Source organism: Streptomyces sp. NPDC057474 (genome assembly GCF_042802555.1).
GTDB lineage: Bacteria > Actinomycetota > Actinomycetes > Streptomycetales > Streptomycetaceae > Streptomyces.
In genome coordinates, this window is the sequence record NZ_JBHVDX010000026.1 from 56,046 (window position 1) to 67,818 (window position 11,773).

10 protein-coding genes are annotated in these 11,773 nt (G+C 69.1%); all 10 read left to right on the forward strand.

Going from position 1 to position 11,773, the window contains the following annotated elements; translation table 11 throughout:
- The first annotated feature begins 22 nt into the window (after positions 1-22).
- Positions 23-1,447 carry a phytoene desaturase family protein gene (locus ACFU53_RS10595; protein ID WP_383988791.1) on the forward strand — a complete coding sequence of 475 codons (1,425 nt, stop codon included), beginning with the start codon at positions 23-25 and terminating at the stop codon, positions 1,445-1,447.
- Positions 1,448-1,637: 190 nt separating this feature from the next.
- The gene (locus tag ACFU53_RS10600; protein WP_383988795.1) at positions 1,638-1,925 is read left to right on the forward strand and encodes a hypothetical protein; all 288 of its coding nucleotides are present in this window, start codon (positions 1,638-1,640) and stop codon (positions 1,923-1,925) included.
- A 243-nt stretch (positions 1,926-2,168) separates the two neighbouring features.
- Entirely contained in the window at positions 2,169-4,004 is a 1,836-nt protein-coding gene (locus ACFU53_RS10605; protein ID WP_383988798.1) for an alpha/beta fold hydrolase, read from the forward strand.
- Positions 4,001-4,630 carry a hypothetical protein gene (locus ACFU53_RS10610; protein ID WP_383988801.1) on the forward strand — a complete coding sequence of 210 codons (630 nt, stop codon included), beginning with the start codon at positions 4,001-4,003 and terminating at the stop codon, positions 4,628-4,630. Before ACFU53_RS10605 ends, ACFU53_RS10610 begins: the two co-directional genes overlap by 4 nt.
- 2 nt (positions 4,631-4,632) lie before the next feature.
- Complete coding sequence (locus ACFU53_RS10615; RefSeq protein WP_383988804.1) at positions 4,633-4,755, forward strand: hypothetical protein; 123 nt, start codon at positions 4,633-4,635, stop codon at positions 4,753-4,755.
- Complete coding sequence (locus ACFU53_RS10620; protein WP_383988807.1) at positions 4,752-6,587, forward strand: ABC transporter ATP-binding protein; 1,836 nt, start codon at positions 4,752-4,754, stop codon at positions 6,585-6,587. The genes ACFU53_RS10615 and ACFU53_RS10620 overlap by 4 nt, the downstream gene beginning before the upstream one ends.
- A gap of 46 nt (positions 6,588-6,633) precedes the next feature.
- Positions 6,634-6,825: a hypothetical protein gene (locus tag ACFU53_RS10625; protein ID WP_383988811.1), complete on the forward strand. Its 192-nt coding sequence runs from the start codon at positions 6,634-6,636 to the stop codon at positions 6,823-6,825.
- Complete coding sequence (locus ACFU53_RS10630) at positions 6,822-7,715, forward strand: class I SAM-dependent methyltransferase (protein ID WP_383988813.1); 894 nt, start codon at positions 6,822-6,824, stop codon at positions 7,713-7,715. The genes ACFU53_RS10625 and ACFU53_RS10630 overlap by 4 nt, the downstream gene beginning before the upstream one ends.
- A 94-nt stretch (positions 7,716-7,809) precedes the next feature.
- Positions 7,810-8,172 carry a hypothetical protein gene (locus ACFU53_RS10635; RefSeq protein WP_383988816.1) on the forward strand — a complete coding sequence of 121 codons (363 nt, stop codon included), beginning with the start codon at positions 7,810-7,812 and terminating at the stop codon, positions 8,170-8,172.
- 581 nt (positions 8,173-8,753) lie between these two features.
- Positions 8,754-11,773, forward strand: a 3,020-nt coding sequence (locus tag ACFU53_RS10640; protein ID WP_383988819.1) for an RICIN domain-containing protein, incomplete at its 3' end; no start/stop codon positions are given.

The following is an 11,773-nucleotide window of genomic DNA, read 5'->3' on the forward strand; positions in this document are numbered from 1 at the left end:
GCCGAGGAGGCGCAGGAGACGTATGACTACGGCCGTAGTGGTGGGCAGCGGCCCGAACGGTCTCGCGGCCGCCGTGGCCCTCGCCCGCGAAGGCATCGAGGTCACCGTCCTCGAAGCCGCCGACACCATCGGCGGCGGCACCCGCACCAGCGAACTGACCCCGGGCCTCCTGCACGACCACTGCTCCGCCACCCACCCCATGGCCGTCGGCTCCCCTTTCCTACAGAGCCTCGACCTCGGCCGCCACGGCCTCACCTGGTGCCTGCCGGACATCGACTGCGTGCATCCGCTGGACTCCGGCGAGGCCGGGGTCCTGCACCGGTCGGTCGATGAGACAGCCGACGGACTCGGTGGCCGGGACGGCCGCAGATGGCGGCGGGTGTTCCGGCCGCTCGTGGACGGCTACGACGCGCTCGCCGAGGACCTCATGCGCCCGCTCGCGCACCTGCCGCGCCATCCGCTGCGCCTGGCCGTCTTCGGCCCGCAGGCCCTACTGCCCACCGCCGCGGTGGCCCGTCTGTGGCGGTCGGAGAGCGCCCGCGCACTCTTCGCCGGGGTGGCCGCGCACGCGTTCCGCCCGTTCGGCCGCCCGGCGAGCGCCTCGATCGGCCTGACGATCATCGCCGCAGGTCACCGGTACGGCTGGCCGGTGGCCGCGGGCGGTTCCCGGGCGATCAGCGACGCGCTCGCGGCGCAACTCGCGGAGTTCGGCGGCCGGATCGAGACGGGTGTACGGGTGCGCTCCCGGGCCGACCTGCCCCCGGCCGACATGGTCCTCTTCGACCTCGCCCCACGCGCGGTCGCCGACATCCTGGGCGACCTGCTGCCCGGGCGGGTGGCTCGCGCCTATCGCCGATACCGCCACGGCCCCGGCGCCTTCAAGGTCGACTTCGCCGTCCAGGACGGTGTGCCCTGGACCAACGAGGCGGCCCGCCGGGCCGGCACCGTCCACCTCGGCGGGAACTACGCGGAGGTCGCCGCCACCGAGCGGGCGATCCACACCGGCCGCATGCCGGAACGGCCGTTCGTCCTCGTCGGGCAGCAGTATCTGGCCGATCCGCGGCGTTCGAAGGGCGACATCCACCCGGTCTGGACGTACGCACACGTCCCGCACGGCTACGACGGTGACGCCACGGAGGCGGTCGTCGCGCAGATCGAACGGTTCGCCCCCGGATTCCGCGAGCGGGTCCTGGACATGGCCGTCCGCCCGCCGGCCGGCTTCGAGGAGTACAACCCGAACTACGTCGGTGGTGACATCGTCGCCGGGGCGAACACCGCCTTCCAGCTCGTCATGCGCCCCCGCGCCGCGCTCGACCCCTACAGCACCGGCGTACCGGGCATGTACATCTGCTCGGCGGCAACGCCACCGGGAGCCGGCGCCCACGGCATGTGCGGCGCGAACGCGGCCGCGTCGGCACTGCGCCGGCTTCGCCGACTTCGTTTTTGATCCCTTTTCCAGAACGGCCCGGACCACACGGTCCGGGCTTTTTTAGCGGCGCCCGAACAAGTGTGAACCCCGCCACTCTCAAATTCGTCAATTTTCTGGATGTGAGCTTCCTGTGGGCGCCCGTAGTGTTCTTTCTCGAAGGGCACGGAAAAAGGTTCTCCGAAGCCCTCGAAACGAAAGGGAAAAACAAATGAGCAGCATTGCGAAGGCGATGGACCGCATGGACCTCCCCGTGGAGGGCGTCATCCTCGCGTCCGCTCGTCCCACCCTCGGTACCCCGCGCATCGGCCGGGTGAACGGCGCCAACGCACTCAACGCGCTCGCCGCCCTGGGGGACCTGGCTCAGGTCGCCGGCGGTGTCGGCCAGGTGGTCGGCGCGGCCAGCGCGGTGGAGGCCAACAACGCCGCGGTGGACGCCAACAACGCCGTCGCGAACGCCGCGAACGCCCAGGCCGCGGCGGCGGGCGGCGCCGTCTGATCCGCTCCGCACAGCCTCACTCCCCGCGGCTGTCAGGAACTGATCGCGTAAGTGCATAAAAACTGCCGGGCCAGAGGTGTGTTCTGGCCCGGCAGTGTGCCCTAAGGCAAAAAATCGCAACCAGAGGCTACCACGAAAGAGGGGCCCGTGAAATTCAGCGGAAAAATTCCTCCCGTAGTTCCGGGAAAGATCACCTCTGCGGTGTTCGGACCGGCTCCGGTCGGCAGGGATCGCGCCATCGGTATGTCCGAGCGACTGGCCGCCGTGTCCAGCCTGCAGTCCTCCCTGGAGTACCTGACCCAGCGCAAGGACATCGAAAAGGGCGGCATGAACGACTGGGAGGTCGCCCGGCAGTACCTGGCCGGAGCCGGCCCCCTGACACGCCGTCTGGTCGACGGCGTCAGCGGGGTGCGGACCACGACCGCCCTGCACGTCGCCCGCTCCGCCGTGGCCCTCGGCATGCTGCTGCCCGGCGACTCCCGCTGGCGAGGCGCCGGCAACCTCTTCCTCGGTGCGTCGTCCGCCCTGCTCTCACCGCGCCACCACTACGGCGGCGACGGCTCCGACCAGGTGGCCACGCTGGTACAGCTGGCCACCGGCGCCGCCCGTGTGGTGCCCTCACCAGCGGCCAAGGACGCGCTGCTGTGGTACGCCGCCCTCCAGGCCAACATGGCCTACGCGGTGTCCGGCTGGGTCAAGCTCTTCGGCAAGCCCTGGCGGGACGCGTCCGCTCTCGGCGGAGTGATGCGCACCCGTACGTACGGGCACGAGGGCATGCACCGGTGGACCCAGGAACACCCCAGGACCGCCAAGGTGCTCACACACAGCGTGCTGGCACTGGAGTGCCTCTTCCCGCTCGTCTACGCCCGGGGCGGCAAGCTGACCCGCTCCATGATCACGAGTGCCGCCGCGTTCCATGTGGCCAACGGCTACTTCATGGGTCTCAGTAGGTTCGTGACCGCCTTTCCCGCGTTCCACCCCCTGGTCGCCTACACCGCCGCCCCCCGGTCCCACCCCACTGTCGCCGGCCGCGACGACCGTGCGCTGACCGCCGCGGTCGCCGCGCTCGCGGGCGGCACCGCCGCGGCCGCCGCCACCGCCGTACGACGGCGCCTGCGTGCCACCGAGGGCTGGCACACCTCCCGCACGCTGACCACACGGAGCAAGAACCGGCTCCAGTACGAGGAATACTCGCCGGGCGACCCCGAGCAGCCGGTCGTCGTGCTGGCAAGTGGACTGCTGTCGACCAGTGAGCACTACGCGTGGATGGCCGAGCGCCTGTGTTACGAGACCCGGTACGGGGTCATCACCTACGCCCGCGCCGGATACGCGGGCAGCCGCCGCGGGGCCACCACGGCCTTCCGGCTGTCGGAGTCCGTCCAGGATCTCGTCGACCTCGTGAACGGTGCCGTCGCCCCGCACCGCAAGGTGATCCTCGTCGGCCACTCGATCGGCGGCGAGCTCGCCCGCCGCGCCGCCCGCCACCTGGGCGACCGGCTCCAGGGCATCGTCTACCTCGACTCCTCCCACCCCGGCCAGTTCACCAGCGGACTGGGCGCGAGCGAGAAGGGCCTGGCCGGCAACTTCGCGGCCGTCGGCCGGGCGCTGCGGCTGGGCACCGGCATCCTCCTCACCCGCCCGGTGTGGGTCAGCGAACTGCCGTACGCCTACCGGAAGAAGGTCCTCGCGCAGTACGCGGACGCGCGCATGTGGGAGGCCGCGCGCCGCGAATGGAAGGCGATCCGGGCCGACTTCAAGTCCTTCACCGGCGCGCTCACCCGGATCGAGGGTGTGCCCGCGCTGGTGGTCTCCGCCCAGCGGACCGTTGACCGCAACCCCGAACAACTGCTGCTCCACAAGGAACTCGCCGAGGCGCATGTCGGCGCGCGCACCGAGACCGTGGTCATCGAGGGTGCCACCCACGAGAGCATGCTGATCACCAGCCGCCACGCGAACCAGGTCACGGACCGCGTCATCGCGTTCTTCGACGCCCACGACCGCCACTCCCCCGGTATCTCCTCCGCCGCTCGCCCCGCCCGTCCCGCCCGTCCCACCACCCGGAAGGAGAGCGCTCGATGACGTCGCTGCCGCGTCCGCAGCTGAAGAACGTTTTCACCGGAGAGGGCGCCCCCTGGCGTATCGCCGGAGCCGCCGTGCTCCTGCTCACCCTCGCCGGCCAGCACCCCCACCACGACTTCAGCCGGGTCCGGGCCCGGGACCACTTCTCGCTCCTGCCGAACTGGCGGTTCTTCGCACCGCACCCGGCCATGTTCGACTACCACTTCCTGTACCGCACGGTCAGTGGCGACGGCTCGGCCTCCACGTGGCGCGACGCCAGTGGCATCGTCGACCGCAAGCCCATGCACCTGATCTGGTTCCCGACCCGCCGCGCCGACAAGTCCGTCTTCGACGCGTGCCAGGAGATCCTGCCGCGCCTCGATCAGGGCTTCGCAGCCGCCGCCCACACCCCCGGCTACCGCCTGATAGCCGAGCACGTACGCACCCGCATCGCGGCCGAGGACACACCGGCCGACGACATCAGGGGCTTCCAGTTCGCCCTGGCCTCCGGCACCGGATACGACACGCGCCAGGGCCCCCGGCTCATGTTCGTCTCCCCGTTCGTACCGCTCGACCCGCACGCCCCGAACACACCGCTCTCGCCGTCCTCCCCGGCCGCCTCCGCCAAGTCCGAAGTGAGGGTTTGACCATGAGCCTCGACAACCCGTTCTTCCTCAGCGGCCTCGCGCTGGTCGGAGTCGGTTTCATCAGGGCGGCCCTCCTGTACGTCCAGGTCGTACGGGAGCGCAAGCAGGAGGGTGACGCCGAGTGAGCCCCGCCGGCACGCGACCCCCGGCCAGGCCGCGGGCCGGACACCGGGCGGTCCCCCAGCTTCATCTGCATCTGCTGTGGGGCAAGGGCGCCAAGCCGTGGCGGGCACTCGGCCGACATCGCGGGCTCATCGGACTCGGCATCCTGCTGGGCCTGTTGGGCGCCGCGGCCTCCCTGGCCCAGCCCGCGATCATCGGTGCCCTGGTCGCCTCCGTCGAGCAGCGACAACCGGTGACCGAGCCCATCCTGATCGCCGCGGCCCTGTTCCTCGCCGACGCCGTCCTCGGCGCCCTCCACTCGTACGTCATCGGGCTGGCCGGGGAGAACATCGTCTACGACATCCGCAGCAACCTCGCCTCCCGGCTGCTGCGCTCCCGGTTCCGGGCGTACAGCGGCTGGAAGCAGGGCGACGTGTTCGCCCGGATGGTCAGCGACACGCTCCTCGCCCGCACCACGATGACGCACGCCATCGACAGCATCATCCAGAACGGCTTCCTGGTCGTCGGCGGTATCGCGCTGATGGCCTGGGTCGACGAGGTGCTGCTCCTCGCCACGGTGGGCTGTCTCGGCATCACCAGCGTCATCTCGCTGTGGCTGGCGCGCGGAGTGCGGAAGGTGTCGATCACCAACCAGGCCGACACCGGCAACTTCGGCTCCGCGCTGCTGCGGGTGCTCGGCGCGATGCCGACGGTGAAGGCGTCGCGAGCCGAGGCCCGGGAGGCGGAGGGCATCGCGGACATCGCGAAACAGGCCCGCAAGTCCGGGATCAAGGTGACGGTGCTGTCGTCGCTCCTCGACCCCACCATGAGCATCGGCACCCAGCTCGCCCTGACCGTCGTCATCGCCCTGGGCGCGGCCCGCAGCGCGACCGGCGAGATGAGCGCCGCCGACCTGACGGCGTTCATCCTCTACCTGTTCTATCTGGTGGCCCCGCTGTTGACGCTGTTCACTTCCATTGCCCAGTTCCAAGTGGGCCGGGCGTCGATCGACCGCCTGGCGGAGCTCGGCAAGATCGAGGTGGAGGGCGACCGGCATACGGAGCCCTCGGTCGAGCGGAAGCGCGGCGCCCGCGCGACCAGGGGCGCGTACGACAGTGGCCTCGCCTTTGACAAGGTGGCCTTCGCCTACCCCGGCAGCGACAAGGTCGTCCTCGACGACGTCTCGTTCAGGGTCCCCGCCACCGGGCTCACCGCCGTCGTCGGCCCGTCCGGCGCCGGCAAGAGCACCGTCTTCCAGCTCATCGAGCGGCTCTTCGACCCGGTGTCCGGGGCGATCCGTATCGACGGCACGGACATCACCGACATGCCGCTGAACCAACTCCGGTCCGTCGTCGGGTACGTCGACCAGGACCACACCCTGCTGCGCGGCACCGTCCGGGAGAACCTCATTTACAGCGCGCCGGACGCCGGCGACAAGGACGTCGCCGAAGCGCTGCGCATGGCCAACCTGACCGAGGTGATCGCCGCGCTGCCGCACGGTCTCGACACCGAACTCGGCGACCGCGGCGCCGGTCTGTCGGGCGGTCAGCGGCAACGCCTCGCCATCGCCCGTACGTTGCTGCAGGCGCCCCGGTTCCTGCTGCTGGACGAGGCCACCGCCAACCTCGACACCGAGTCGGAGAACGCGCTGCGCGACAGCATCGCCATGATCTCCGACTTCTGCGCGGTCATCGCCATCGCCCACCGGCTGTCCACCGTCACCGAGGCCCAGCAGATCGTCGTGCTCGACCGGGGCGAGGTGCACGCCGTCGGCACCCACGACGAACTCCACCGGCACAGCGACCTCTACCGCCGGCTCGCGCGGCTCCAGGCGCTCAGCGATGTGGCGTCCTGACCCAAGAAACCCGACAGGAGAACGAAGTCACCGACAGGAGAACCTGATGAACGACTTCCTGCTGATCCCGTTCGTGGTGGCCCTCGGCATCGTCGGCTTCCTGATCACCACCCGGGCCGTCAGCACGCCGGCCGTCATCGGCGCCGCGCTCGTGGTGCTGCTCGGCGCCTGCGCACAGGCCAGAAGGAACGCCCGTCCGAGGACCACCCCACCCAAGAAGCGGAGGCAACACCCATGAGCACGCCCACCACGTTCGTCACACTCGCCAAGGCCCCCACGACCGGGACATCCACCGGGACCACCACGAGCGGCATCATCGACGACATCGGCTACGGTCGGCAGTTCGACGACTGGTACCACCGCCTCTTCCCCGACGACGCGTCCGTCACCGCCGAGGTCGAGCGCCTGATCTCCCTCCACCCCGACCCGGCCTCGGGCACCGTCGAGTTCGGCGTCGGCAACGGGCGGATCGCGCTCCCGCTGTCGCGCCGCGTCGGCAGGATCACCGGCGTCGACTCCTCCCCCGAGATGCTCGGCCTCCTGCGCCGGAACCTGACCGACGACACCCCCGTCGAGCCCGTGCACGCCGACATCCGCACCTACACCGCCGACCGCACCGTGGGGCTCGTGTACGCCATCTGCGCCACCCTGTCCATGCTGCTGACCCCCGAGGAGCAGCAACAGGCCGTACAGCGCGCCGCCGACCTGCTGACTCCCGGCGGCAGGCTCGTCGTGGAGACCCACAACAAGCCGGCCATCCTCGCCCTGCACGAAGGCCGTACCCGCGCCACGTACTTCACGCCGTACCCCGAGCCCGGCACCGGCCTGCAGAGCCACTCCCTCCTCCTGCCCGAGGGTTCGCTGTGGCACCTCTCCCACGTCTGGTACGAGTCCGACGGCACCACCCGCGTCGGCACCGAGGTCTCCCGGCTGACCGCCCCGGAGGAGATGGACACCTACGCCCGCGCCGCCGGCCTCGAACCGGAGAGCCGCTTCGGCGACTGGCCCGCCGACGCGACCCCGTACACCCCGCACTCCCCCCTGGCCATCTGCACCTACGTCAAGCCCCCGTCGCCCGGCTGCCCTGAGAACGAGATCGGACGGACGCAACCTTCGCTCCCGACCTGAACCCGTAGGAACGCGTCTGGTCGCCGGTCCGACGAGACATCGGCGATCTCACCACCGCCGGATCTGGAAGTTGCTGGTCAGATAAGGTGAAGGGGTGACCGAGAGCCTGCCCGCCGAAGTAGCTGACGTGCTTGAGGCAGTCCTTGACTCGGACGATTCTGTGCACGCTGCGCTGCGCAGGCAGGTTCCGCATCTCCGCGTGCGTTCCCGCTGCTCATGCGGGTGTGGGACCACCTACTTCGAGCTCGACCTCACCAGGGTGGAGCCGGCGTCCACTGGTGCGAAGACGGTGGTGGCTGCTGACGCGCAGCTCGTCACCGCGGCCGGCGAGTGCCCCGGTGAGGTCCTGGTGTTCGCGCAGGACGGCTACCTGTCGTGGTTGGAAGTCTGCTCATGGAGCGACGACATCGAGGTGAACCTGGCCGCGGCACGTCGTTGGCTACGGTCTCACCGCTGATACGGACCCACCGACGCCCAAGCCGGGCGAGCGTTTCCAGCTGATCTGTCAGCCCCTCATCCAGAAGTCCGGCGCGGCCCTGACGGGCTCTCCTGATGATCGGCGGTGTGGCGCTCGGGCCTCGCCAGCAGATCGTCCGCGGGCGGCACGCATCTCACCGGCCGCATGGTCAACCCCCGAAGGGCTTCCGGGGTCAACCGCGAAGGGCTGTCCCACGACCGCTCAGAGCTCCGGAAACGGCGGCACCTCGTTTATCACCCGCAGCAGCCTCCCGGCCGGGGCCGCGTCCTCCGGTCGCACGGACGAGGCGAGCCCGGCGCACAGTCCTTAAGATCCCTCGCCGCCGCGGCGGCGGAGTGCCGTTACTCGGTCCGGAAGATGCTTTTCCAGCAGCTGATCGCGATGGCACTCGATCCGAGCCACCCGCATCGCACCACCCGCTTACAGCGCTTTCGATCACTGCTGTCCAACCTATTGACTTCCCTTTCAGCCTGTCATTACCGTCTCGCAGAATTTCGAACAACGTTCGCCATTTCGAACATTTCGAACCACCGCATGAGTGCCCACTGGAGGACACCTCTATGCGTTACCCCCTCAGACGTGGCAGCCGCGCGCTGGCCGCCCTGTGCGGCTCGGTGCTGTCCGTCAGTCTGCTGACCGCCGGCCCGGGCGCGGCCCCCGCCCTGGCCGCCGACGACCCCAACGCGACCGCGCTGGACAAGGACGCGATCCTCGCCGCCAACCAGCTCGACGAGCGCAAGTGGTACAAGGACAACATCCCGTTCCTCGACACCCCCGACAACGACATCGACGAGGTCTACTACTACCGCTGGAGCACCTTCAAGCGTGCGCTCCGCTACACCGTGCCGGGCACGGGGTACGTGTCGACCGAGTACGACGTGCCGATCGGCTACGCCGGAAACCCTTACACCGCGCTCCCGGACGCGACCGGCTACCACCTGCTGGACGGGCGCTGGCTGCACAACCGCGACTACGCGGGGGACTACCTGGACTTCTGGCTGCGCGGGGCGGGCAACTCGGGCGCGCGGAACTTCAGCGAGTGGATCACGAGCGCCGCGTACCAGCGCTATCTCGTCACCGGGGACGCCGCGCAGATCAAGTCCGCGCTCCCCCACCTCATCGCCCTCTACAAGCGGTGGGACTCGAACTTCGACACCGACGTCACGGTGAACGGCACGCAGTCCTCCAGCGACCTGTTCCACCAGACCCCGCTGTCCGACGCCACGGAGTACACCGAGACGTCGATGCACAGCAGCAACTGGTTCAGCGGCGGCCGCGGCTACCGGCCCACGATCAACGCGTACATGTTCAGCGCGGCCCAGGCGATCAGCAGGATCGCCACGCTGAACGGCGACAACGCGACCGCGAACGAGTACGACGCCAAGGCCGCGCAGCTGAAGGCCGCCGTGCAGAACTCGCTGTGGGACCCGCAGCGCAGCTTCTTCATGCAGGTCTACAACACGGACAACACCAACGGCACCCTGAAGCAGACCCGGACGACCTGGCGCGAGGCGATGGGCTACGCCCCCTGGGCGTTCAACCTGCCCGACGCGCAGTACTCGTCGGCCTGGAAGTACCTGACCGACTCCAAGCGGTTCAAGGCGCCGTTCGGGCCCACGACGCTGGAGCGGGTGCACGACTTCGAGGCCGAGCAGGCCAGCGTCGTCCACGCGAACACCCAGAACTCCTCGACGGCCTCCAACGGCAAGTACGTCGGACAGATCGATTTCGACGACAGCGCGGTCACCTTCACCGTGGACGCGCCCGGCAACGGCACGTACCCGGTGACGGTCCACTACGCCAACGCCACCTCCGGCACATCGACCCACAGGGTCGTCGTGAACGGCGACACCGCCGGCCCCATCACCGTCAGCTACGCCCCCGGGGGCAGCTGGGGCCAGTTCTCGGAGACGAAGTCCGTCACCGTGCAGGTCCCCATGAAGACCGGCGCCAACACGCTGAAGTTCACCAAGGGCACGAGCTTCGCCGAGATCGACCGGATCACGGCGAACCCGTACTTCAACTACGAGGCGATCCCCGCCGAGCAGAAGCGCGACGACGCCAACTGCTGCCACTGGAACGGCCCGAGCTGGCCGTACCAGACCAGCCAGATCCTGACCGGCCTGGCGAACCTGCTCCAGGACTACCCCGCGCAGAACTTCGTCACCAAGGCCGACTACCAGACGATGCTGGCCCAGTTCGCAGACCTCCAGCACAAGGACGGCAAGCCCTACATCGCCGAGGCCGCCAACGGTGACACCGGCGAATGGATCTACGACGGGTTCAATTTCAGCGAGAACTACAACCACTCCAGCTTCAACGACCTGGTGCTCACCGGCCTCCTGGGCATCAAGCCGCAGACGAACAACACACTGGTGCTCAAGCCGCTGATCCCGTCCGGCTGGGACTGGTTCGCGGTCGAGAGTCTCCCCTACCACGGTCACACCTACTCGATCCGTTGGGACCGTGACGGCTCGCACTACGGCAAGGGCAGCGGCCTGCAGATCTTCCAGGACGGCCAGCGCATCCACCAGTCCTCGACCATCGGGAACACCACCGTGAACGTGGCCGCCCCCATCACCCCGGCGCAGCCCACGCGGATGATGAACGTGGCCGCCAACCCGCTGACCGCCGAGCAGGACTGGCTGGGCCGCACCGTCACCCAGCCCTACCCGAAGGCCTTCGCCTCCTACACCAACACCGTCTCCAACGGCCCGCACTGCCACAGCGGCCAGACCTGCAAGCCCACCACGTTCGACGCACCACTGCGGGCGACGGACGGCTGGATCCGCTACGACAAGATCCCCGACGACCGGTGGACCAACTCCGGCTCACCGAACGCCACCGACCACCTCGGCGTCGACTTCGGGGCACCACGCAAGATCAACGAGGTGAAGTTCTACACGTACGACGACGGCGCGAACATCCGCGTCCCGGCGAGCTACACCGTCCAGTACCTCAAGGACGGCGCGTGGGTGAACGTCCCGAGCCAGACGAAAAGCCCGGCCGGTCCGGCGGCTGACAACGCCAACGAGGTGACCTTCCCGACGATCACGACCTCGCAGTTCCGGGTCGTCTTCACCCCGCAGGCAGGCAAGTTCGTCGGCGTCACCGAGCTGGAGTCCTGGTACCCGGAGACACCAGTCGTCAAGATCACCAACAGGAACAGCAACCTGGAACTCGGCATCTCCGGCTCCTCGAGCGCCCCCGGAGGCGCCGTACAGCAACAGTCCGCCAGTAGTAGCGCCAACCACTGGTGGAAGATCGTCCCCGCCGAGAACGGGTACTACAAGATCATCAACACCAACAGCGGACAGGTCCTCGGAATCAAGGACGCCTCCAAGACCGCCGGCGCCACGGCATTGCAGTGGGGAGACACCCTCACCGCTGACCACCTGTGGTCGGTGGTCGACGCCGGCGGCGGCTACGCCAAGTTCGTCAACAAGAACAGCGGGATGGTGCTGGGCATCGACCAGATGTCCAAGTCGTCCGGGGCCCAGGCCCTGCAGTGGGACGACACCGGCACCGCCGACCATCTGTGGAGCATCGTCGCGGAGGACGGTTCCACACCGTTCACTTC

Bases quoted from the DNA above. Each gene is read 5' to 3' on its own strand.
- ACFU53_RS10595 (WP_383988791.1), top strand. From the start codon at position 23: ATGACTACGGCCGTAGTGGTGGGCAGCGGCCCGAACGGTCTCGCGGCC.
- ACFU53_RS10600 (WP_383988795.1), top strand. From the start codon at position 1,638: ATGAGCAGCATTGCGAAGGCGATGGACCGCATGGACCTCCCCGTGGAG.
- ACFU53_RS10605 (WP_383988798.1), top strand. From the start codon at position 2,169: ATGTCCGAGCGACTGGCCGCCGTGTCCAGCCTGCAGTCCTCCCTGGAG.
- ACFU53_RS10610 (WP_383988801.1), top strand. From the start codon at position 4,001: ATGACGTCGCTGCCGCGTCCGCAGCTGAAGAACGTTTTCACCGGAGAG.
- ACFU53_RS10615 (WP_383988804.1), top strand. From the start codon at position 4,633: ATGAGCCTCGACAACCCGTTCTTCCTCAGCGGCCTCGCGCTGGTCGGA.
- ACFU53_RS10625 (WP_383988811.1), top strand. From the start codon at position 6,634: ATGAACGACTTCCTGCTGATCCCGTTCGTGGTGGCCCTCGGCATCGTC.
- ACFU53_RS10630 (WP_383988813.1), top strand. From the start codon at position 6,822: ATGAGCACGCCCACCACGTTCGTCACACTCGCCAAGGCCCCCACGACC.